General features: G+C 69.2%; 27 protein-coding genes. 7 read left to right on the forward strand and 20 right to left on the reverse strand.

Going from position 1 to position 21,916, the window contains the following annotated elements:
- From ccmI to E0W60_RS38060, 15 genes are all read right to left on the reverse strand, one after another.
- Positions 1-1,200, reverse strand: coding sequence for a c-type cytochrome biogenesis protein CcmI (ccmI, locus tag E0W60_RS09000; RefSeq protein ID WP_135703704.1), 1,200 nt, complete (start codon positions 1,198-1,200; stop codon positions 1-3).
- The gene (locus E0W60_RS09005) at positions 1,197-1,664 is read right to left on the reverse strand and encodes a cytochrome c-type biogenesis protein (RefSeq protein ID WP_135703705.1); all 468 of its coding nucleotides are present in this window, start codon (positions 1,662-1,664) and stop codon (positions 1,197-1,199) included. Before E0W60_RS09005 ends, ccmI begins: the two co-directional genes overlap by 4 nt.
- A complete protein-coding gene (locus tag E0W60_RS09010; RefSeq protein ID WP_135703706.1) occupies positions 1,657-2,199 on the reverse strand; it encodes a DsbE family thiol:disulfide interchange protein in 543 nt (180 codons plus the stop codon). Before E0W60_RS09010 ends, E0W60_RS09005 begins: the two co-directional genes overlap by 8 nt.
- The gene (locus tag E0W60_RS09015; RefSeq protein WP_135703707.1) at positions 2,196-4,232 is read right to left on the reverse strand and encodes a heme lyase CcmF/NrfE family subunit; all 2,037 of its coding nucleotides are present in this window, start codon (positions 4,230-4,232) and stop codon (positions 2,196-2,198) included. Before E0W60_RS09015 ends, E0W60_RS09010 begins: the two co-directional genes overlap by 4 nt.
- A complete protein-coding gene (gene ccmE, locus E0W60_RS09020) occupies positions 4,229-4,699 on the reverse strand; it encodes a cytochrome c maturation protein CcmE (RefSeq protein WP_133095345.1) in 471 nt (156 codons plus the stop codon). Before ccmE ends, E0W60_RS09015 begins: the two co-directional genes overlap by 4 nt.
- Entirely contained in the window at positions 4,696-4,854 is a 159-nt protein-coding gene (ccmD, locus tag E0W60_RS09025; protein WP_133095344.1) for a heme exporter protein CcmD, read from the reverse strand. The genes ccmE and ccmD overlap by 4 nt, the downstream gene beginning before the upstream one ends.
- Complete coding sequence (locus E0W60_RS09030; protein WP_135703708.1) at positions 4,851-5,621, reverse strand: heme ABC transporter permease; 771 nt, start codon at positions 5,619-5,621, stop codon at positions 4,851-4,853. Before E0W60_RS09030 ends, ccmD begins: the two co-directional genes overlap by 4 nt.
- Positions 5,618-6,295, reverse strand: a complete 678-nt coding sequence (gene ccmB / locus E0W60_RS09035) for a heme exporter protein CcmB (RefSeq protein ID WP_135703709.1) — start codon at positions 6,293-6,295, stop codon at positions 5,618-5,620. The genes E0W60_RS09030 and ccmB overlap by 4 nt, the downstream gene beginning before the upstream one ends.
- Positions 6,292-6,942, reverse strand: coding sequence for a cytochrome c biogenesis heme-transporting ATPase CcmA (gene ccmA / locus E0W60_RS09040; protein ID WP_431189857.1), 651 nt, complete (start codon positions 6,940-6,942; stop codon positions 6,292-6,294). The genes ccmB and ccmA overlap by 4 nt, the downstream gene beginning before the upstream one ends.
- 3 nt (positions 6,943-6,945) lie before the next feature.
- Positions 6,946-7,533, reverse strand: coding sequence for a cytochrome c3 family protein (locus tag E0W60_RS09045; RefSeq protein ID WP_116319902.1), 588 nt, complete (start codon positions 7,531-7,533; stop codon positions 6,946-6,948).
- A 58-nt stretch (positions 7,534-7,591) separates the two neighbouring features.
- Positions 7,592-8,122: a nitrate reductase cytochrome c-type subunit gene (locus E0W60_RS09050; RefSeq protein WP_133095341.1), complete on the reverse strand. Its 531-nt coding sequence runs from the start codon at positions 8,120-8,122 to the stop codon at positions 7,592-7,594.
- Between the two features lie 26 nt (positions 8,123-8,148).
- Positions 8,149-10,644 (reverse strand): periplasmic nitrate reductase subunit alpha, encoded by a 2,496-nt coding sequence (gene napA, locus E0W60_RS09055; protein ID WP_135703710.1) that lies wholly within the window; start codon positions 10,642-10,644, stop codon positions 8,149-8,151.
- Complete coding sequence (locus tag E0W60_RS09060; RefSeq protein WP_133095339.1) at positions 10,641-10,967, reverse strand: chaperone NapD; 327 nt, start codon at positions 10,965-10,967, stop codon at positions 10,641-10,643. The genes napA and E0W60_RS09060 overlap by 4 nt, the downstream gene beginning before the upstream one ends.
- 86 nt (positions 10,968-11,053) lie before the next feature.
- Entirely contained in the window at positions 11,054-11,218 is a 165-nt protein-coding gene (napE, locus tag E0W60_RS09065) for a periplasmic nitrate reductase, NapE protein (protein ID WP_029044694.1), read from the reverse strand.
- A 137-nt stretch (positions 11,219-11,355) separates the two neighbouring features.
- A complete protein-coding gene (locus tag E0W60_RS38060; RefSeq protein WP_276609538.1) occupies positions 11,356-12,543 on the reverse strand; it encodes a LuxR C-terminal-related transcriptional regulator in 1,188 nt (395 codons plus the stop codon).
- A 22-nt stretch (positions 12,544-12,565) separates the two neighbouring features.
- Here E0W60_RS38060 and E0W60_RS36985 point away from each other — a divergent pair, with 22 nt between their 5' ends.
- The 4 genes from E0W60_RS36985 (at position 12,566) to E0W60_RS09075 (ending at position 15,415) form a co-directional block, all read left to right on the forward strand.
- Positions 12,566-13,255 (forward strand): hypothetical protein, encoded by a 690-nt coding sequence (locus E0W60_RS36985; protein WP_167884561.1) that lies wholly within the window; start codon positions 12,566-12,568, stop codon positions 13,253-13,255.
- A gap of 102 nt (positions 13,256-13,357) precedes the next feature.
- Positions 13,358-13,705, forward strand: a complete 348-nt coding sequence (locus E0W60_RS36990) for a hypothetical protein (protein WP_167884562.1) — start codon at positions 13,358-13,360, stop codon at positions 13,703-13,705.
- Positions 13,706-13,873: 168 nt separating this feature from the next.
- Entirely contained in the window at positions 13,874-14,185 is a 312-nt protein-coding gene (locus E0W60_RS36995) for a hypothetical protein (RefSeq protein WP_167884563.1), read from the forward strand.
- 234 nt (positions 14,186-14,419) lie between these two features.
- Entirely contained in the window at positions 14,420-15,415 is a 996-nt protein-coding gene (locus E0W60_RS09075; protein ID WP_135703711.1) for a tripartite tricarboxylate transporter substrate binding protein, read from the forward strand.
- Between the two features lie 38 nt (positions 15,416-15,453).
- On the opposite strand, the gene E0W60_RS09080 is transcribed toward E0W60_RS09075, so the two are convergent.
- From E0W60_RS09080 to E0W60_RS09100, 5 genes are all read right to left on the reverse strand, one after another.
- The gene (locus E0W60_RS09080) at positions 15,454-15,813 is read right to left on the reverse strand and encodes a hypothetical protein (protein ID WP_135703712.1); all 360 of its coding nucleotides are present in this window, start codon (positions 15,811-15,813) and stop codon (positions 15,454-15,456) included.
- A gap of 188 nt (positions 15,814-16,001) precedes the next feature.
- Positions 16,002-17,225: a phosphoglycerate dehydrogenase gene (gene serA, locus E0W60_RS09085; protein ID WP_135703713.1), complete on the reverse strand. Its 1,224-nt coding sequence runs from the start codon at positions 17,223-17,225 to the stop codon at positions 16,002-16,004.
- A gap of 136 nt (positions 17,226-17,361) precedes the next feature.
- On the reverse strand, positions 17,362-17,883 hold the full coding sequence (locus E0W60_RS09090) for a hypothetical protein (RefSeq protein ID WP_133095404.1): 522 nt from the start codon (positions 17,881-17,883) through the stop codon (positions 17,362-17,364).
- 119 nt (positions 17,884-18,002) lie between these two features.
- A complete protein-coding gene (locus tag E0W60_RS09095) occupies positions 18,003-18,197 on the reverse strand; it encodes a hypothetical protein (RefSeq protein ID WP_133095334.1) in 195 nt (64 codons plus the stop codon).
- A 146-nt stretch (positions 18,198-18,343) separates the two neighbouring features.
- Complete coding sequence (locus E0W60_RS09100) at positions 18,344-18,625, reverse strand: hypothetical protein (RefSeq protein ID WP_135703714.1); 282 nt, start codon at positions 18,623-18,625, stop codon at positions 18,344-18,346.
- 351 nt (positions 18,626-18,976) lie between these two features.
- On the opposite strand from E0W60_RS09100, the gene E0W60_RS09105 reads away from it, so the two are divergent.
- From E0W60_RS09105 to E0W60_RS09115, 3 genes are read left to right on the forward strand one after another with little or no spacing between them, the layout of a single operon-like run.
- Positions 18,977-19,783, forward strand: coding sequence for an HpcH/HpaI aldolase family protein (locus E0W60_RS09105; RefSeq protein WP_135703715.1), 807 nt, complete (start codon positions 18,977-18,979; stop codon positions 19,781-19,783).
- A gap of 54 nt (positions 19,784-19,837) precedes the next feature.
- Positions 19,838-20,719 (forward strand): 2-hydroxy-3-oxopropionate reductase, encoded by an 882-nt coding sequence (gene glxR / locus E0W60_RS09110; RefSeq protein ID WP_084254807.1) that lies wholly within the window; start codon positions 19,838-19,840, stop codon positions 20,717-20,719.
- Between the two features lie 2 nt (positions 20,720-20,721).
- Positions 20,722-21,876 carry an L-talarate/galactarate dehydratase gene (locus E0W60_RS09115; protein ID WP_133095330.1) on the forward strand — a complete coding sequence of 385 codons (1,155 nt, stop codon included), beginning with the start codon at positions 20,722-20,724 and terminating at the stop codon, positions 21,874-21,876.
- Positions 21,877-21,916: the final 40 nt, after the last annotated feature.

The raw sequence follows: 21,916 nt of genomic DNA on the forward strand, positions 1-21,916 counted from the left end.
CTATGGCACGGCGGCGTCGATGGCGATCCGCACGCCTTCGCTGCCGACTGCCAGCGGACCGCTGCGCCCGACCAGGTCGCCCGACTGCGGCATGGCATTCCCGCTCGCGGAAATGCGCGCCTCCACCACCACCTGCGTGTGTGCCGACAGCTTGCGGTCGGGCCGCATTGCCATCGCGTCGTCCAGCGTGAACGTCAGCGGCAGGTCGCGCGCCTGCCGGCGCAGCACCGCCAGAGGCTTGCGCGAGCCGTCGGCGGGCAGGGCGTAGACGAACAGGGTGTCGCCCGGCTGCGGCGTGCGCCCGGCCTTTTCGCTGAGCGTGACCATGCCGGTAATCTGCGCCGGCTGCGCGGCGGACGTGCCACGCGCCGCGGCGAGGTTGGCGGCCACGCGCGCCGCGGTCTGCGAGTCCGGGGGCAGCAGCCGGTGCAGGTGTTCCCAGTAGCCGATCGCCGCCTGCTTGTCGCCGCGCTCCACCGCAGCGCTGGCCGCGAGCGCCAGGGCCTTGGGGTCATCCGGATCCAGCGCCAGTGCCCGGCTGATCTCCGCCATGGGCGCGCCTTGCAGCGAGCCGTTGTTGAGGCTGGCCAGCACGTCGGCGTAATCGGCGCGCAGCGATGCCACCTCGGGCGCCAGCTCGACTGCGCGGGCGTAGGCCGCGGCCGCGTCGGCATACCGCTCCAGCACGCTGTAGGAGCGCGCCAGCATGGCCCAGCCTGCGGGATCGGCCGGCGCTTCGCGAAGCCGCTGCGCCAGCTGGTTGACCATGCCTTCTACCTGCGCGCCGCTGAGCTGGTGCTGGCTGCCGCCGGCCTCAGGCATGTCGCCGGCGCGCCAGAGAGCGACGGGGTTGCCCAGGTGCAGGTAGAGCAGGATGGCGGCACTCGGCAACGCCGCCAGCAACGCCGCGGCGAGCAGTGCAGACGTGCTCGCGCGGGGTGTGCCGGTGGCGGTGTCCGCGGCTTCATCCAGCAGCCGGCGGCCGAGTTCGTCGCGGGCCTCGGCATGCCGGGCCGCGCTCAGCGTGCCGGTGCGCAGGTCGGCGTCGAGTTCGCGCAACTGGTCGCGGTACAGGTCGACCAGCAGCGTGCGCTCCGGTGTGCCAGGGTCGGTAATGGCGTGGCGGCGCAGCAGCGGCCACAGCAGTCCGGCCATGGCGGCGGCGATCAGCGCGGCGGCGAGCAGCCAGAAGGTCGTCATGGTTGTCTGGGGCGGGCAGGATCGGCGGAGGCGTTGAGCAGGCTTTCGAGGTCGCGCCGCGCGCTGTCGTCAAGTGCAGCGCCCGTGCCGCAGTGACGCGCGCGAGCCCGCACGATTGCCCATGCGACGCCGGCAACCAGCAGCAGCGGACCAAACCACAACAGCCACGTCAGCGGCCGCAGCGGCGGCTTGTACAGCACGAAGTCGCCATAGCGCTGCACCAGGTAGTCCTTGACCGCCTGGTCGCTGGCGCCGCCGCGCAGCTGCTCGCGGATCTGGCGGCGCAGGTCGACGGCCAGGTCGGCGTTGGAATCGGCCAGCGTCTGGTTCTGGCACACCAGGCAGCGCAGTTCATTGGACAGCGCATGCACGCGCGCATCGAGCTCGGCCTCGGTCGGCGCGGCAGCCGCCAGCAGCGGCAGGCAGCATAGCCACAGGGCAAGCGCAGCGCGCAGCCTACGCATGGCCGCCTCCCTGGCGCTGCAGCCGCTCGATCAGCGGGATCAGCTTCTGCTCCAGCACCTCGCGGGTGACCGGGCCGACCTGGCGGTAGCGCACCACGCCCTGCTGGTCGATGACAAAGGTCTCGGGCACGCCATAGACGCCGTAGTCGATGCCCACGCGCCCGTCGGCGTCGACCAGCGATGCGGTGTAGGGGTTGCCGAGCCGCTGCAGCCAGTCGCGTGCGGCGCCGGCCTCGTCCTTGTAGTTCAGGCCGTACAGCGGCACCGGCGCGTGCGCGGCGAAGTCGATCAGCACCGGATGTTCGGTGCGGCAGGCCGCGCACCACGAGGCCCACACGTTCAGCAGCCACACCCTGCCGCGCATGTCGGCGGACGCCAGCGTGCGGCCTTCCGGTTCCAGCAGCGGCAGCGTGAAGGCCGGCGCGGCCTTGCCTACCAGCGGCGAGGGCAGCTCGCGCGGATCGTGGCGCAGCCCCGCCGCCAGCGCAACGGCGAGCGCGAGGAAGGCGGCGAGCGGCAGCAGGAAGCGGGTCATGCCGGCGTCTCCTCGCGCGTGGAGGCCAGCGCGGGCGCGGCAGGTTCAGTCACCGGTGCGGGCGCGGCTTCGGCCGCGACGCGGCGGCGCAGCCGGTAGCGCTTGTCGCACGCGGCCACCAATCCGCCCAGCGCCATCAGCACGCAGCCGGCCCAGATCCAGTCGACAAAGGGCTTGACGTGGATGCGCACGGCCCAGGCGCTGCCATCGACGCTGTTGGCCACGTTCTCGCCCAGCGCCACATACAGGTCGCGCGTCAGGCCGCTGTCGATCGCGGCCTCGGTGGTCGGCATGTCCTGGCTGCGGTAGATGCGGCGCTCGGGATGGAGCACCGCCACGCGCTTGCCGTCGCGCGATGCGGACAGCGTGCCGCGCAGCGCGTCGTAGTTGGGACCGGCGACCTGCCTCACGCCGGCGAAGCGGAAGTCGTAGCCGCCGACGCTGACGGTATCGCCCGCGCGCATCGGCAGTTCGCGCAGGCTTTCCTGCCCGGTGACCAGCGTCACGCCCGCGATGAAGATGCCGACGCCGGCATGCGCCAGCAGCATGCCCCAGTAGCTGGGCGCGAGCTGGCGCAGCGCGCTGAACCTGCGCCCCTGCTGGTGGCGCAGCCGGGCCGCCAGGCTCGCCACCGCGCTCAGCACGCACCATGCCGCCAGCAGCAGCCCCAGCCCGGTCATGGCGGAGGCGTTGCGCAGCACCAGCAGCAGCCCCAGGCCGATGGCCACGCTGGCGATGCCGGCCCAGCGCAGCCGCCGTGCCATGTCGGGCAGGCTGCCATGGCGCCAGCGCGCCAGCGGCGCCGCGCCCATCAGCAGCACCGCCGGAGCCATCAGCGGCACGAACACCTGTTCGAAGTAGGCAGGGCCGACCGAGATCTTGCCCAGTCCCAGCACATCGACCAGCAACGGGTAGAGCGTGCCGAGCAGCACCGTCGCCGCCGCCACCGCCAGCAGCACGTTGTTGGCCAGCAGCAGCGATTCGCGCGAGACCGCGGCAAACTCGGCCCGCCGCGACACGCACGACAAGCGCGGGGCGCGCCATGCGTACAGCGCCAGCGCGATGCCGGTGAGCAGGCCGAGCAGCGCCAGGATGAAGATGCCGCGCCTGGGATCGACCGCGAACGCATGCACCGAGGTCAGCACGCCGGAGCGGACCAGGAAGGTGCCGAGCAGGCTCAGCGAGAACGTGAAGATGGCGAGCAGCACGGTCCACGCGCGGAACGCGCCGCGCTTCTCCGTGACCGCCAGCGAATGCATCAGTGCGGTCCCCGCCAGCCATGGCACGAACGAGGCGTTCTCGACCGGATCCCAGAACCACCAGCCGCCCCAGCCCAGCTCGTAATATGCCCACGCGCTGCCCAGCATGATGCCCAGCGTCAGGAACGCCCACGCCACCGTGGTCCACGGCCGCGACCAGCGCGCCCAGGCGGCGTCGACGCGCCCGGCCAGCAGCGCCGCCACGGCAAAGGCAAAGGTCACCGAGAAACCGACATAGCCCATGTAGAGCAGCGGCGGGTGGAAGACCATGCCGGGATCCTGCAGCAATGGATTGAGGTCGCGCCCCGCCATCGCCGGCGGCAGCAACCGTATGAAGGGGTTGGAGGCAAACAGCAGGAACAGCAGGAAGCCCGCGCTGATCGCCCCCATCACGCCCAGCACGCGCGCCACCGCCGCAAGTGGCAGTTGCCGGCTGTAGCGCGCCACCGCCAGCGACCACAGCGCCAGCATCAGCGTCCACAGCAGCATCGAGCCTTCATGCCCGCCCCATACCGCTGCAATGCGGTAGGCAAGCGGCAGGGCGCTGTTGGAGTTGGCGGCGACATAGCGCACGCTGAAGTCGCTGGCGGCGAAGCTCCATGCCAGCGCCGCGAACGACAATGCCACCAGCACGCATTGCACGCGCGCCGCCGGCCGCGCCACCGCCATCCACGCCAGCCTGCCGCTTGCCGCGCCGGCCAGCGGCACTGCCGCCTGCACCAGTGCGACCAGCAGCGCGACGATCAGCGCGAAGTGCCCCAGTTCGGCGATCATTGACGCGCTCCCTGCGTCGGCGCACCGGCCATGCGGCGGTTCACCTGTTCAGCCTGCCTGAGAGCATCGGCGGCTTCGGGCGGCATGTAGTTCTCGTCGTGCTTGGCCAGCACCTCGCTGGCGACGAAGGTGCCGTCGGCTTCCAGCTTGCCGCGCGCGACCACGCCCTTGCCCTCGCGGAACAGGTCGGGCAGCAGGCCGCGGTAGCGCACCGGCACCTGCCGCGCGGTGTCGGTGACGACGAAGCGCACGGTCATGCCGTCGCCTTCGCGCCGGATCGAGCCGGGTTCGACCAGTCCGCCAAGCCGGAAGCTGCGCGCCACCGGCGCTTCCTGCGCGGCCACCTGGCTGGGGCTGAAGAAGAACACCAGGTTGGAGCGGAAGGCATTGAGCACCAGCGCCAGCGCGATGCCGCCGCAGGCCAGGGCCGCGGCGAGCATGCCGAAGCGGCGCTGGCGCGGCGTCATTGGCGCGTGCTGGCCTGTCGCGCGCTGGCGCGGCAGCGGCGCGCCAGCAGCACCAGTTCCAGCGCCAGCAGCAGCGCGCTCATGCCGAACGCGCCGGCGATGAAAAGGCCATGGTGCCCGTATGGCAGCACCTGCGGGAGCAGCGAATGGGTCATGATGTCTCTCCGGTAACCGGCACTTCGCCGCGCTCGCGCAGGATGCAGCGCACGCGCACCAGCGCCACGGCGATGGTGTACATCCAGCACGCCAGCGTCATCAGCAGCATGCCCGCCAGCATGGTGGCCGCCATCGACGGCGCCGCCGTCAGGCTGACCGAAGCGCCCTGGTGCAGCGTGTTCCACCACTGCACCGAGAAGTAGATCACCGGGATATTGGCCACGCCCACCAGCGCCAGCACCGCGCAGGCGCGCTCGGCGCGGCGCGGCTCGTCGATGGCAGATTCCAGTGCGATAAAGCCGAGGTACAGGAACAGCAGGATCAGCTCGGAGGTCAGCCGCGCATCCCAGACCCACCACGTGCCCCAGGTCGGCTGGCCCCACAGCGCACCGGTCCAGAGCGCCAGCGCCGTGAACAGCGCGCCGGTGGGCGCCAGCGCCGAGGCCATCATCGACGACAGCCGTGTGCGCAGCACCAGCGCCAGCGCGCAGTAGCCGGCCATGACCAGGTAGATGAACATCGACATCCATGCCGCCGGCACGTGGATGAAGATGATGCGGTAGACCTCGCCCTGCTGCGCGTCGGTGGGCGCCAGGGCAAAGCCGACATACAAGCCGGCGAGGGCGAACACCGCCGCCGCGGCGAAGAACCACGGCGCCATGCGTCCGGCCAGCGGATAGAACCGTACTGGCGCCGCGTATGCCGTCCAGGCAAAACGCGCCCGCGGCGCCCCGGCAGTGGGCAGCGATGGCAGCGGCTGGCTCATGCCGGTGTCTCCATGGCGATGCGTAGCCCCGCGGCAGTGGCCAGCGGGCACAGGAACAGCGACAGCGCCAGGCACGCGCCCAGCAACGAGAACTGCGGCACCACGTCGAGCCCGGCGTCGGCCGCGGCCGCGGCGCTGGCGCCGAACACCAGCACCGGCACGCACAGCGGCAGCACCAGGATGCACAGCAGCACCGCGCCGCCGCGCACGCCCAGCGTCAGCGCGGCGCCCACCGCGCCGATCAGGGAGAGCGCCGGCGTGCCAACCAGCAGCGAGGCCGACAGCAGCAGCGATGCACCCCATGGCAGCCCGTACTGCTGCGCCAGCAACGGTGTCAGCAGCAACAGCGGCAGCCCGCTGGTCAGCCAGTGCGCCGCGATCTTCGCCAGCACCAGCAGCGCCAGCGGATGCGGCGACAGCAGCAGCTGGTCGAGGCTGCCATCGGCGTGCTCCTGCGCGAACAGCCGCGACAGCGACAGCATCGACGCCAGCAGCGCCGTGACCCACAGGATCCCGGGCGCCAGCGCGCGCAGCTGCTGCGGCTCGGGACCGATCGCCAGCGGGAACAGGCTCGCCGCGATGACAAAGAACACCACGCTGCCGAACAGGCTGGCGCGCCGGCGCCAGGACAGCGACACGTCGTGCGCGACGATGGCGGCCAGGGTGCGGGTCATGCCATCGCCTCCAGCCGCAGCACCGTGCCGCCGGCGCGCAGCAGCTGGTGGGTGGCGATCACGGCCATGCCGCCCGCTGCCAGGTGCGCGTCGAGCTGCGCGTCGAAGCGCGCGCAGGCGTCGGCATCCAGCGCTGCCACCGGTTCGTCGAGCAGCCACAGCGCGCGCCGCGCCAGCGACAGGCGCGCCAGCGCCACGCGCCGCCGCTGCCCTTGCGACAGCGCGCGCACCGGCGTGTGCGCGACACGCTCCAGCGCCTGCGCGGCCAGGGCACTCGCGACCGTGCCGGCCGCGTCGGTGCCGGCCATGCGCGCGGCAAAGCGCAGGTTTTCAGCCGGGCTCAGGTCCGGGTCGATGCCATTGGCATGGCCGACATAGGCCAGCGCCTGCAGGTAGGCAGGATCGCCGGCGCGCAGCGGCCGGCCGTGCCAGTGCAGCGTGCCTTGGTCCGGCACGGCGAGGCCGCACAGCACGCGCAGCAGGCTGGTCTTGCCGCTGCCATTGGCGCCCAGTACCTGCAGCAGGCAGCCGGGCGACAGCGCCAGGTCGATGCCGCGCAGCACCGGGCGGCCGGCGCGCGACAGCCCGAGCCCTTCACCGCTCAGCGCGGGAGGGATCGAACCGGGCCGGGCGGCGGGTGGCAGCACGCGTCATTTCTCCTCGGCCTTGGATACGTCCGGCAGGTGGTGCGCGATCCCCTTGTGGCAGTCGATGCAGGTCTTTTCCTTGTTGGCCAGGTAGGTCGAGTGCATGGCTTGCGCGCGCGGGCTCTGCCGCGTGAAATCCATCGACTGGTAGTCATGGCAGTTGCGGCATTCCAGCGAATCGTTGGCCTTGAAGCGGGCCCATTCGTGCTGCGCCAGCGTGAGACGGTGCGCCTGGAACTTCTCGCGCGTGTCGACGGTGCCGAAGATCTTGGCCCAGACCTCCTTGGACGCCTGCATCTTGCGCGCCATCTTGTCGGTCCAGTTGTGCGGCACGTGGCAGTCCGAGCATTTGGCGCGCACGCCGCTGCGGTTGGTGAAGTGGATGGTGCCCTGCAGCTCCTGGTAGACGTTATCGCGCATCTCGTGGCAGCCGGTGCAGAACTGCTCGGTGTTGGTCAGTTCCAGCGCGGTATTGAACGCGCCCCAGAACACCAGGCCGGCAATAAAGCCGCCCAGCGTCAGGAAGCCCAGGCTGAAATACGCGCTGGGCCGGTTGATGGTCCGCCAGTAGCGCTTGAGCAGGTCGAGCATGGCGCGCATCCGCAATGAGGTTGAGGTCGGGGCCGGGCGCTGCTATCTGGTTGCTCCCTTATTTGGCCGCTCCCTTGGTGTCGGCTGCTCCTTTGGCGCCGGGCTTGCGCTTGAGCATCTGCTCGACATCGATGAAGCTATTGCCCACCAGCGGCTTGGCGTCCGCCTGCGGCACGTGGCACTGCGTGCAGAAATAGCGGCGTGGCGACACCTCGGCCAGCACGTTGTTGTCGCGGTCCATGTAGTGCGTGATGCTGACCGGGATCGCCTGGGTTTCTTCGGTGCGGGTGCGCGCGTGGCAGAACATGCAGCGGTTGAAGTCCTTGTCGAGCTGGTAGCCGTCGATCTTGTGCGGGATCGTCGGCGGCTGCATGGTGTAGTTGCGGTTGCGGCGGATGTCCTTGTTCTCGGTCGGGTACAGGATCGGCGCCTTGCTTTCGTTGGCGATGGGGGTGGGCCCGCGCATGGCATCGACCACCCCCTGCTGCTGTTGCTGCTGCGCGCGCGCCGGCAGCGGCAACGCCGCCAGCACCGCCAGCAGCAGCGTGAGCAAGGCCAGCAGTGGCAGCCAGGATCGACTCGGTTTCATGGCGTCTCCCTGTGGTATCGGCCGCGCTAGACCTTGACGATCTTGACCGCGCACTTCTTGAAGTCGGTCTGCAGCGAGATCGGACAGGTCGCATCCAGCGTTACCTTGTTGATCAGCTGGCTGGCGTCGAACCACGGCACGAACACCAGCCCGCGCGGCGGCGCGTCGCGCCCGCGGGTCTCCAGGCGCGAGCGCATGCGCCCGCGCCGCGACACCACTTCCACTTCCACGCCGCGGCGCAGGCCCATGGCCTTGGCGTCCTCGGGATGCATGAACACCACCGCGTTGGGGAAGGCGCGATACAGCTCGGGCACGCGGCGCGTCATCGAGCCGGAATGCCAGTGCTCCAGCACGCGCCCCGTGACCAGCCAGTACGGATACTCCTGATCGGGCGATTCGGCGGGCGGCTCGTAGGGCAGGGCGAAGATCACCGCCTTGCCGTCGGGGTTGCCATAGAACTGGTAGCCGGTGCCGGCCTTCACGTAGGGATCGCTGCCTTCGCGGTAGCGCCAGCGCGTTTCCTTGCCGTTGACCACCGGCCAGCGCAGGCCGCGCGCCTCATGGTAGGCGTCGAACGGCGCCAGGTCGTGGCCGTGGCCGCGGCCAAAGGTGGCGTATTCCTCGAACAGCCCCTTCTGCACGTAGAAGCCGAAGGCCTTGGCCTCGGCGTTGTGGTACTCGGTGCTGACTTCCTTGAGCGGGAACTTGTCGACCTGCCCGTTGCGGTAGAGCACGTCGAACAGGGTCTTGCCACGGTATTCCGGCTTCTTCGCGATCAGGTCGGCGGGCCAGACGTCCTCCACCTTGAAGCGCTTGGAAAACTCCATCAGCTGCCACAGGTCGGAGCGCGCCTCGCCCGGCGCATCGACCAGCTGGTGCCAGAACTGCGTGCGGCGTTCGGCATTGCCGTAGGCGCCTTCCTTCTCGACCCACATCGCGCTGGGCAGGATCAGGTCCGCCGCCAGCGCGGTGACGGTGGGATAGGCGTCAGACACCACGATGAAGTTGGCGGGATTGCGGTAGCCCGGCAAGCCCTCTTCCATCAGGTTTGCCGCCGCCTGCATGTTGTTGTTGACCTGCACCCAGTACGCATTGAGCTTGCCGTCCTTGAGCATGCGGTTCTGCAGCACGGCGTGGTAGCCCGGCTTGTCGGGAATGGTGCCCGCCGGCAGCTTCCAGATGCGCTCGGCTTCTTCGCGGTGCTTGGGATTGGTCACCACCATGTCCGCCGGCAGCCGGTGCGAGAAGGTGCCCACCTCGCGCGCGGTGCCGCACGCGGACGGCTGTCCGGTCAGCGAGAACGGGCTGTTGCCCGGCGTGGCGATCTTGCCGGTCAGCAGGTGCAGGTTGTAGACCATGTTGTTGGCCCAGCTGCCGCGCGTATGCTGGTTGAAGCCCATGGTCCACAGCGACATCACCTTGATGTTGGGATCGGCATAGAGCTCGGCCAGCTGGTCGAGCTTGGCCTTGGGCACGCCCGACAGCTTGCTGACGGTATCGGCGTCGTACTTGGCCACGAAGCGCGCGAAGTCGTCGAACGTGATCGGGCGCGAGGCGCCGGGATCGGCCGCGTTCTTGGCCGCCTTCTGCAGCGGATGCTCGGGACGCAGCCCATAGCCGATGTTGGTCACGCCTTCCTTGAACACCGTGTGCTTGTTGACGAAGTCCTTGTTGACCTTGTTGTTCTTGATGATGTAGTGGGCGATGTAGTTCATCATCGCCAGGTCGGTCTGAGGCTTGAAGATGACCGGGATGTCGGCCAGGTCGAACGAACGGTGGGTGAAGGTCGACAGTACCGCCACGCGGGTCTTGGGATGGCTCAGGCGCCGGTCGGTGATGCGGGTCCACAGGATGGGATGCATCTCGGCCATGTTCGAGCCCCACAGCACGAAGGCATCGGCCGCCTCGAAATCGTCATAGCAGCCCATCGGCTCGTCCATGCCGAAGGTGCGCATGAAGCCCTGCACCGCAGATGCCATGCAGTGGCGTGCATTGGGATCGATATTGTTGGAGCGGAAGCCGGCCTTGTACAGCTTGGACGCAGCATAGCCTTCCCATACGGTCCACTGGCCCGAGCCGAACATGCCCACCGCGGTCGGGCCTTTCTCTTTCAGCACGCGCTTGAACTGGCGCTCCATCTCGTCGAAGGCGCGTTCCCAAGTGACCGGCGCGAATTCGCCGTTCTTGTCGTACTGGCCGTTCTTCATGCGCAGCAGCGGCCTGGTCAGCCGGTCCTGGCCGTACATGATCTTCGACAGGAAATAGCCCTTGACGCAGTTCAGCCCCTTGTTGACCTCGGCCTGCGGGTCGCCGTTCGTGGCAACCACCTTGTTGTCCTTGACCGCCACCGTGACCCCGCAGCCGGTGCCGCAGAAGCGGCACGGCGCCTTGGACCATTTCAGCTTTGTCACCTCGCTGTCCGTGACAAAGTTGGCGGCTCCGGCCGGCAGCGTGACGCCGGCCACCGATGCCGTTGCGGCGACGGCGGTCTGCCTGATGAAATCGCGGCGGGAGATGTTCATCTGGCGCCCTCCTCGTAGATGGTCTCGCTCATGGCATCGGCGTCTTCGTTGTGCTGGTAGACAAGCGCGGCCGACAGCACGCCGGGGAGCTGGTGGAGGTAGGTGAGGTGCGCGGCAATGGCGCGCGAAGTGGGCGCTTCGATGGTGACCACGAGCTTGCCGGCATCGCTGGCGGCGTGGACCTCTGCGCCGGTGAGGGATTCGATGGCGCTGCGCACTTGCGCCACGCTGGCCGGATGCGCATGCACGACGATACCGGCAATATGCCACTCGTCGCTGGCTGGCAGCGGCTGGATGGGGATCGCACATCTGGCTGCGGGCATGCGGAAGCTCCGGTTCAATGCCGTTTCAGTCTGTGCTGCAGCTTGTTCTTATCTAACATCAATGGCGCCAAAGGCGCGCCACGCGTTCAGTGCGTTGGGGGGCCGCTGACCAGCTGGGTCATCCAGACAATGAACCCATAGCCTGCCACGACGATGACGGAAAGCACCGGCACCATCACGGCGGTCAGGAACAGGAAGCTGCGCAGTTCTTCTTTCTTGCGCTGCGGATCGTGGACTTCCCCGGTTTCCATCATGACTTGAAGTAATCGGTGAAAGTGGTCAGGCAATGCACCTGATGCGTAACACCATTAAAGGAAGCGCGGTCGAAGGTGTCAAGACTGCACTCGTGCGGCGTTCTGGCGGCTTTTGCAAGATTTGGTGCGATGGCTCACGCAAGCAGCCCGCGCGCCCGCGCCAGCGCGACGGCCTCGGTGCGGCTCTGCGCGCCCAGCTTGGCATGGATGCGGCGCAGATGCGACTTGACCGTCAGTTCCGAGACAAACAGTTTCTGCGCGATAACCCGATTGCGGTATCCGGCCGACAGCATATGCAGGACTTCGAGTTCGCGCGCGGTCAGCGGATCGGCCGATCCAGCCCTGGCCGTGGGCGATTCAACCGCGGGCGGGCTTGCCTGCGTGCCGGCATCACGGCCTTGCTGCAGCCGTGCCAGCAGCCCGGCCACGAACGGCGCCGCCACACCCAGCGCCGCAGCCTGCGGCAGGTGCGTGGCAGCCCAGCCGCATAGCAGCGCGGCCACGCGCTCGCCTTCGTCCAGGAAGCTGCGCACAAAGCCTTCATGGCTCGCCAGCCGCAATGCCTCGGTGATATCCTGCAGTGCCGCATCGCGCTGGCCCAGGCCGTCGAGCGCGGCGGCGCGCAGCAGGCGCAGGCGGATCAGGCGCCAGTAGCGCTGGTGTGCCAGCGCGGTGGCGATGGCAGGTTCGAGCAGGTCGCGAGCGTGGGCGAATTCGCCTTGCGCGATGGCGAGGCGGCAACGCGCCACGCTCGGCCGCTCGATATCGTTGGCGTGGCCGGCGGCGTCGCCGGCTTCCCAGGCGCCGTACAGCTGCGCGGCGCGCACGGCTTGGGCGGCGGCTTCGAGCCGGCCTTCCAGCGTGGCGACGCGCGCGCGCTCCAGCCACGCCGAGCACACCGCGCGCGCGGCACCGGCCTGCTGGCCGAGCTGCTCGAGTTCGGCAAGGCGCTGCAGCCACTGGCCGCGGTCGCCGCGCAACAGCGCCACGCGGGCGCTCAGCACGTGGCAGGCGATCAGTGCGTCGGGCGGGCCATTGCCCTTGCTGTAGGGCAGCGCGCCGGCGAGAAGCCGCTCGGCATGGTCGATGGCATCGTGCTCGTACAGTGCCTGCGCCCAGCAGATGTCGCTGGAAGGCTTGCCGCCGGTGACTTCGCCGGGCGTCGCGCTCCAGCCGCCCCAGCTGCCGCCGGAGGCCGCGCGGAAGCGTGCCAGCGCATTGCCGAGCCGGCCCTGTACCAGATCGATCACGCCTTCCAGGCTGTCGGTGATGCCGCGCATCGGCAGCGGGCGCGGCGCGCGCTGCATGGCGCGCGACAGCACGCTGCGGGCCTCGTCGTAGCTGGTGCGTGCAGATCAGCGCATAGGCCAGCGAATTGGCGAGGATGCAGTACTGGAAGCTGTCGTCCGGCGCGAGCCGGTGCAGGTGGGCCGTGGCGGCGTCGCGGCAGGCCTGGACCCGGTCGGCCATGGCCAGCACCACGCAGTGCAGCGTCTGCGCCTCCACGGCCACGCTGGTGTCGGCAACCGCTGCCTGCGCCAGGAAGGGCTCGACCGCGGCCATGGCCTCGCCGTGGCGGCGGTTGAGCAGCAGCGCCCAGGCGCGCGTCAGCGCAAGCGTGGGCAACCGGCCCAGCGCCGCCGGTGCAACCTGGTCGAACCAGCGCAGCAGCAGCCGCACGCGGCCGGTGGCCAGCAGCGCGCCCGATTCGCTGGCGATTGCGGCCAGCGCTTCGTCGTGGCGGCCTGCCTGCAGCAGGTGGTCAACAGCCGGTACCGGGTAGCCGTTGGCCAGGTACCAGCGCGCGGCGGCAAGATGCAGCTGCGGCGCGCGGCCCGGTGCCTGCGCGGCCAGCCGGTGCTGCAGGAAGCTGGCGAAGAGGCGGTGGTAGCGGAACCAGTTGCGCTCGGCGTCGAGCGGGAACAGCAGCAGGTTGGCGCGCTCGAGGTGGTCGAGCATCTGGCGCGCGTCGTCGCGGCCGGTGAGGGCATCGCACAGCGGTGCGCTGAGCTGGCCGAGCACGCTGGTGTCTAGCAGGAAGGCGCGGCAGGCGTCGGACTGCCGCGCGAGGATGTCTTCGGCAAGGAACTCGCCCAGTTCCAGGTGTGTGCCGGAGAACGACGCGACAAAGGCCGCGTGGTCGCTGCGCTGCTGCAGCGACAGCGCCGCGAGGTAGATCGCCGTGGCCCAGCCCTCGGTGCCGCGGTGCAGCGTGGCGATGTCGGGGTCGCGCAGCGGCAGGGCGCAGCGGCCGCGCAGCAGCTCGGAGGTCTCCTGCAGAGAAAAGCGCAGCGCCGCCGGCGCGATCTCCAGCAGCTGGCCGCGCGCGCGCAGGCGCCCCAGGCCCAGTTCCGGCGTGGCCCTGGACCCGGCCACCAGCGTGCCGCACTGTGGCAGAGCCGCGATCAGCTGCTGCAGGAAGTCGAGCGCTGGTGCGCCATGCAGCGTTTCGAGATCGTCCAGCACGATCGCGAACGGCTGTGACGCGCTGCCCACCCGCTCGAGCAGGGCGTGCGCCAGCCGCGGGCCGCTGTCACCTGTCTCGGCCGACGCCCCACGTTTGCCGCGCAATGGCGCCAGGCCCGCTTCCAGGTGCACCAGCAGGCGCTCCAGGTCGTTGTCGCCGGCGTCCAGGCGCAGCCAGGCGACCGCATGGTGCTGCGCCAGGCAATGCGCGGCGTATTGCTGCATCAGCGTGGTCTTGCCGAAGCCGGCGGCGGCGCGCAGCACGATCACGCGTGCCGCGCGCGCTTCGGCCATCTGCGCCACCAGGTGCGGGCGGTGCAACATGGCCGCATGCGCCACCGGCGGGGCGAGCTTGGAGGCAAGGACGGCGGGCCGGGGCCGGACGGCCCCGGCGGTGGCGTGAAGGGCAGGCGGGTGCAAGACGTTCCTGGGGCGCCATGGCGCGGGCGGGGCTTGAGTGCGGCCGATTCTTCCACGTGCCTCAGGGTTGCGTCCTAGTTCGTTTGGACGATTTTGGCGGCCGGTGGGATTTTGCTCCTTTCGATGGACGACACCGCCGCGTGCCGCGCCTAAAGTGGCCCGCACGCGCCGCTGGGCGCGCAGCAGGGAGCCATACCGGCACCTGCCCGGAACGGCACGCAGAGGCCGGCCGGCAGCGTGGCGCAGTACAGGCCGGCACGGGCGCTGCCCGGATGCCACCGGCCCCATGACAGGAAACCAAGGAGACAAGCAATGCAGCAAGGCAGGCGCAGGGTACTGCGGCAACTGGGTCTTGGCGCCGCGGGCGCGGCCCTGGCGGGCACCGGCTGGACGGCACGAGCGCAAGGCGCGGCCTATCCGGCACGCACGGTGCGCATCGTGATGCCGTACGCGGCGGGCGGCACCGGCGACGTGGTCGCGCGCGCCATCGCCGACGGCCTGGCCAAGGCCTGGGGCAAGGCCGTGGTGGTCGACAACCGGCCCGGCGCCGGCGGCATGATCGGTGCCGACATGGTGGCCAAGGCCGAGCCCGACGGCTATACGCTGCTGTTCGCGCTGACCGGGCTGGTGCAGGCGCCCAGCCTCTATACCAAGGCGACCTTCAACCCGGTGCGGGACTTTGCGCCGATCTCCGAACTGGCAACGTCGCACCTCGCGCTGGTGGTGCAGCCCGACGTGCCCGCCGCCAGCATCAGGCAGCTGGTCGACTACATTCGCAAGCTCGGCAAGCCGCTGCCGTACGGTTCGTACGGGCTGGGCTCGAGCGGACACCTTTACATGGAGATCTTCGGCCGCAACGCGGGCGTGCCGCTGACCCACGTGCCGTACAAGGGCGAGGGCCCGATGCTCAATGACCTGCTCGGCGGCCAGCTGCCTGCCGCCATGGTGGCCGCGGTGTCGGCGCGCCAGCATGCGCGTACCGGCAAGCTCAAGGTGATCGCCGTTGCCGGGCAGGCACGCTCGCCGCTGCTGCCCGACGTGCCGACGTTCCAGGAGGGCGGCGTGCCGGGATTGGAGCGGCAGGGATGGATCGGCCTGTTCGCGCCAACGGGAACGCCACGCGCCATCGTCGACAAGGTGTCGGTCGACGTCAATCGCGTGCTGACCAACGCCGACCTGCGCGCGCGCATGGTTGACCTCGGCATCTTGCTGAAGGGTTCATCGCCGGCGGCGTTCACCGACGTAGTGAAGCAGGAGCAGGCCTATTGGGCCGAGGCGATCCGCGCCTCGGATATCCGGCTCGATTGAACGAAAGCACGGGCGGCCGCGCCGCCCGTGTGCCACGCCTACTGGTAAGTCACTACCATCATGTGGCCGTCCGGCCTGCCGCGCCGCCCGCCGAGCAGGCTGCGGAACACCGGCTCCACGCGCATCGTCGCCGTGGCGACACGCGCGTGCGCGCCGGCGCGCACCGGCGGCATCGGCACTGGTGCCGAGACCGTCCGTCCCGTAGCATCGACGCAGCGCGCGTGCACTTGTACCGCCGTGGGCGTGAAGCCGCATGACGGATTGACGATGGCCCCGCGAAACGTGATCGTGCCCGTTTGCGCCACCGCGATGCCGGCCAGGGCCAGCGCCAGGACTCCACCCACTATCAGCTGCCCGGTGATGCCGGGAACTGCCCCGCTTCGTTTCATTGATCTCATGTCATCACTCCGCTGTCGGTGTGGTGCGGATGCAAGCCCCGAGCGATGCGGTGCTGCCACTGCGCGAACGGTAGGGGCAGAACATGCGCCACTTGATGATAGTGGCCGCAATAGTGATTTCTTGGGACTTGGAACAATGCTGTGACCATTGCTCCGGCAAGCGGGGCGCAGGGCGCCCTGCAACAGCATCAGCCAGCCTGGCCAGTGCCTTCCCGCAGGATCAGGCGCGAGCGCGCGAAACCGGCGTGCGTGCGCAGCGCCTGCATCAGCTGGTCCGACGGCACGCGGTCGAGATCGGTCACCACATAACCGGTGGTGCCGCGCGTCTGCAGGTGCTGGCCGGTGATGTTGACCCCTTCCTGCGCCAGCAGCGTATTGAGCGCGGCCAGCGCACCCGGCGCGTTGCCATGCACGTTGAGCAACCGCGCCGGTGCCTGCAGGGGACCTGGATCGACCTCGGGAAAGTTCACCGCGCCGATGGTGCCGCCGGTCGCCAGGAAGTGCGCCAGCTTGGCCGCGACCTCGGCGCCGATATTCTCCTGCGCCTCTTCGGTGCTGCCGCCGACGTGCGGGGTCAGCAGCACGTTGGACAGGTTCTGCAGTTCGCTGACGAACGGATCGTTGTTGGTCTTGGGCTCTTGCGGGAACACGTCGATGGCGGCGCCGCCCAGGCGCTTTTCGCGCAGCGCCGCGGCCAGCGCGCCAATGTCGACCACGCTGCCGCGCGAGGCATTGATCAGGATCGCGCCAGGCTTGAACGCGGCCAGCACGCTCGCATCGATCATGTTCCTGGTGCGCGGCGTGGCCGGGACATGCAGCGTCACCACCTCGGCCTGCGACACCGCTTCTTCGAGCGAGCCCGCGGCACGCGCCGAGCCGTGCGACAGCCGCGCCAGCACGTCGTAGTAGACCACGCGCATGCCCATCGATTCAGCCAGCACGCCGACCTGCGAGCCGATATTGCCGTAGCCGACGATGGCGATGGTCTTGCCGCGCGCCTCGAAGGCGCCGCTGGCCCCCTTGGCCCACTTGCCGGCATGCGCGAGCGTGTTTTTCTCGGGGATCCGGCGCAGCAGCATCACCGCTTCGGACACGACCAGTTCGGCCACCGAGCGCGTGTTGGAAAAGGGCGCGTTGAATACCGGAATGCCCGCATGCGTGGCGGCCTCCAGGTCGACCTGCGAGGTGCCGATGCAAAAGCAGCCGATCGACAGCAGCCCCGGGGCGCTGCGGATATCGTCGCCGCGCAGGTGCGTGGCCGAGCGGATGCCGACTATGTCATGGCTGGCCAGTACTTCGCGCAATTCAGGACCGGCCAGTGCACCGGTCCGGCGTTCGACCTGCAAGCCGGCTTCGGCCAGCCGTGCGGTGGCGCTCTGGTGAATGTTCTCGAGCAGGATCGCAGTGGTCACGTTCGTTTTCCGCGTGGAGGGATGGGTCTACCCTCCATTCTGCGCGCAAAACGGCACGGGACCCCGGGAGTCCCTGCTGCCGGCAATGACACCGGCATGCCTGGGACAACGCGCCCGTGCGTTGCCCCGTGCCGGTTCAGCGCGAGCGGCGCGAGTCGCCGCCGAGCGGGTCGACGATGATCATGGTCTGGCGCAGCACTCCGCCGTCATCGAAGTAAGCGCTGAAATGCGCGCTCTGCAGGCCGTCCTTGTACATCCGCCACGACCACGCCTCGCGCTTCATCAGGGGATAGTACTGGATGGGTTCGCGGGGCAGGCCGAAATGCTCCTGCATGTCTTTCTTGGTCCAGACATTGACCTGGGCACGATAGACCTCCATTTCGGTCAGCATCTGGCGGTAGCTGGTGAGCCTGCCGCCGGCATCGAAATCGGCGGCGTAGACCTCATGGCCGAAGGGCTGGCGCGACCACAGCCAGCGCGTGGTGCCGTCAGCCAGGCGGAAAGTCTCGGTGGGTGGCCCGAAGGTCTGGCGCACGGCACTTTCCGGGCTGCCGATCAACTTCTGTCCGGTCTGTACGGGCTGCAGCGTGGCGCAGCCCCCGAGCGTGCCGGCCAGCCATGCGGCCGCGCACAGGCGGCCGGCGAGCCGAAGTTGCATGCGAAGCTGCATGGCGTTCTCCTGCGGGCGTCATGCCCGCATCCGCCATTCTCTGACCAGTGCGATGCCCGGCGCAACAGGTGCCCGACGTGCCGGGGCGCCGGGCGCCGCCGGGACGATCAGCAGCGGCCCTTCTTGGCCTGGCCCGGCGGACAGAAGGATTCGTTGCCGTACGGGTCGACGCGGCAATTGCCCTTCTTGGCCTGGCCCGGGGGGCAGCCGGGACCCCCGCCGCCATACGTGTCATACGGGGCAACCACGCAGCCGCCGAGCAGGGCGCTACACGCAACGAGCAATGCCAGGACGGATTTCATCGATTTCTCCTTGTTGTGGGGGATCCGAATGCGCAGCAGGATAGTGCGTCGGCCTGTCGTCAATTGTAAGGAATAGTGAATAGACGAGCCGCGCCCGGCGCCGGGGATGGCGCCCGGATGCGTGCTGGAATATTCGAGCCGCGACGTTACGGCAGGTGCCGGCCGGGCAGCCGGGATGCCGGCGCGCCGGTGGGGCGGGCGGCCTGGCCCGCGGTGCCTTGCCGGCGTGCCGGGCCGGCCTTGGCCTGCCCGGTACCGCGAGGCGCCGTCAGCCGGCGGTCGCCGTCGATGCGCTCCGCCGGCGCGGAAAATGCCCCGATCCTGACGGGCTCGCCCATGCCGCCGGTAACGTGCTGCGCATGGGCGATGCCGGAAGCCGCGGCCAGCAGCGCGGCGGCAACAAGGGGGAGGGCAGGAAGTCGAGGCATGGAAGGTTCCGGTCGTCGGTGCCGTACGGCACGTGGCAGACGGATGTGTCGCGGCTTCGTGCGGGCGACGGGAGCATAGCCGAGCTTGCTAGCCGTGGGTGTAATAGATTGTTACTCGGTCGCCACCTAGCCATCATCAGTCATCATATAACATTGAGCAATTCGACGCCTTGGCGGATTCTGGCGGACTCAAAGTTTTAAACCGGTGGAATTTGCAACTTTATAGGCCAATATACGGCACATTGTTCCGACTGAAGTACCAAGTATACCGGGTAATCCCCAGCACAATCTTTGTCGTATCCTCATAAAATGTTGTACGACAACGTATTACGAATGCCAAGGGAGACCCAGATGCGCGAGAACCGGATCCGGAAGATGTGGGCGGCGGGCCAGGCCGTGGTGAATGGCTGGCTGTCCATCCCCAGCGCCTTTGCCGCCGAGACCATGGCCCACCAGGGCTGGGACTCGCTCACGATCGACCTGCAGCATGGCGCGCTTGACTACGCCGATGCACTGGCGCTGCTGACAGCGATCTCGACCACGGACACCGTGCCGGTCGTGCGCGTGCCGTGGAACGAGCCCGGCATCCTGATGAAGGTGCTCGATGCCGGCGCGAATGGCGTGATCTGCCCGATGGTCAATACCCGCGCCGACGCCGAGCGCCTGGTGGCCGCCACGCGCTATCCGCCGCTGGGCGCGCGCAGCTTCGGTCCGATCCGCGGGCTGCTGTACGGCGGCGCCGACTACGCCCAGCACGCCAACGACACCGTGGTGGTGCTGGCGATGATCGAGACCCGGCAAGGGCTGGAGAACCTGGACGAGATCCTGTCGGTCGACGGGCTCGACGGCGTCTATATCGGCCCGTCCGACCTGTCGCTCGCGCTGGGCTGCCGGCCGACCTTCGACGACGTCGACCCGCCCGTGGCACAGGCCATCGAGCACGTGGTTGCCCGAGCCAGGGCGCACGGGCGTCTCGCGGGCGTCCATAACGGCGCGCCGGCGGCCGCGTTGCGCCGCATCGGGCAAGGCTTCGGCTTCGTCACGGTCAGTTCCGATGCGCGGCTGATGGCTGCAGGCGCGCAGCAGGTCATGGCCGAGATGCGCGCCGGACAGCCACGGCAGACCGCGGCCCCGGCGCCCGGCAGCAGCGGCTACTAGGCCCGCCTGGCCACAAACAACACCGAACCGTACCGAACGCAAGGAGAGCAAAACGTGAAACTCGGATTCATTGGCCTTGGCATCATGGGCAGCCCGATGGCGCAGAACCTGATCGCCGGCGGGCATGAAGTCAGGCTGTCGAGCCGCAGCGGTGCGCCGCGGGCGCTGGTCGACCTGGGCGGCATCGCCTGCGCGTCGGGCCGCGAAGTGGCGCAGGGCGCCGACATCATCTTCCTGATGGTGCCCGACACCCCGCACGTCGAAGCGGCGCTGTTCGGTGAAGACGGCGTGGCCGCCGGCCTGAGCGAGGGCAAGATCGTGGTCGACATGAGCTCGATCTCGCCGATCGCCACCAAGGGCTTCGCCAGCCGCATCAACGCGCTGGGCTGCCGGTACCTCGATGCGCCGGTGTCCGGCGGCGAGGTCGGCGCGCGCAACGGCACGCTTTCGATCATGGTGGGCGGGCCCGAAGCAACCTTCGCGACCGTGCGGCCCCTGTTCGAGCTGATGGGCAAGAACATCACGCTGGTCGGCGACAACGGCGCCGGCCAGACCGCCAAGGTCGCCAACCAGATCATCGTCGCGCTGAACATCGAGGCCGTGGCCGAGGCGCTGCTGTTCGCCGCCAAGGCCGGCGCCGACCCCGCGCGCGTGCGCCAGGCGCTGATGGGCGGCTTTGCCTCGTCCAAGGTGCTGGAGGTGCATGGCGAGCGCATGATCAAGCGCACCTTCGAGCCCGGCTTCCGCATCGGGCTGCACCAGAAAGACCTGAACCTCGCGCTGTCCAACGCGCGCGAAATGGGCGTGTCGCTGCCCAACACGGCGACCTGCCAGGAGCTGTTCAACGCATGCGTGAGCCACGGCGGTGCTGGCTGGGACCATTCCGCGCTGGTGCGCGCGCTGGAGCTGCTGGCCAACCACGAAATCGGATCCTGAACATGACTGCAACCACATCGTCCACCCAACCCGCCGACAGCATCGCCTGGATCCGGCTGTCTTCCAGCTACCTGCCGCTGGCCACGCCGATCAGCGACGCCAAGGTGCTGACCGGCCGGCAGAAGCCGATGACCGAGGTGGCGATCCTGTTTGCCGAGATCCGCACCGCCAACGGCCATGAGGGGCTGGGCTTCAGCTACAGCAAGCGCGCGGGCGGCCCCGGCCAATTCGCGCACGCGGCCGAGATCGCGCCGGCGCTGATCGGCGAAGACCCGAGCGATATCGCGCGCCTGTGGGACAAGCTGTGCTGGGCGGGCGCGTCGGTCGGCCGCAGCGGCCTGTCGACGCAGGCCATCGGCGCCTTCGACGTGGCGCTGTGGGACCTCAAGGCCCGCCGCGCCGGCCTGTCGCTGGCCAAGCTGCTGGGCGCGCATCGCGACGCGGTGCGCTGCTACAACACCTCGGGCGGCTTCCTGCATACGCCGCTGGACCAGCTGAAGGTCAATGCCGCGGCTTCGGTCGAGCGCGGCATCGGCGGCATCAAGCTCAAGGTGGGCCAGCCCGACGGCGCGCTCGACATCAAGCGCGTGGCCGCGGTGCGCGAGCACCTGGGCGACGCGGTGCCGATCATGGTCGACGCCAACCAGCAATGGGACCGCCCGACCGCGCAGCGCATGTGCCGCACCTTCGAGTCGTTCAACCTGGTGTGGATCGAAGAGCCGCTCGACGCCTACGATCACGAAGGCCACGCCGCGCTGGCGACGCAGTTCGACACCCCGATCGCCACCGGCGAAATGCTGACCAGCGCCGCCGAGCACTGGGACCTGATCCGCCACCGCGCCGCGGACTACCTGATGCCCGATGCGCCGCGCGTCGGTGGCATCACGCCTTTCCTCAAGGTGGCGGCACTGGCCGAGCATGCGGGGCTGATGCTCGCGCCGCATTTTGCGATGGAACTGCACGTGCACCTTGCCGCCGCGTATCCGCGCGAGCCGTGGGTCGAGCATTTCGACTGGCTCGAGCCACTCTTCAACGAGCGCCTGCAGATCCGCAACGGCCGCATCCAGGTGCCGACCGCGCCGGGATTGGGCCTGAGCCTGAGCGAGCAGGCAAGGGCCTGGACGCGCCAGCAGGCGGAATTCGGCCAGCAGCCGTAACCCCGAACAACCCATATACAAGACACACAGCAAACAGGAG

It is taken from the genome of Cupriavidus oxalaticus, from assembly GCF_004768545.1.
GTDB classification, from domain to species: domain Bacteria; phylum Pseudomonadota; class Gammaproteobacteria; order Burkholderiales; family Burkholderiaceae; genus Cupriavidus; species Cupriavidus oxalaticus_A.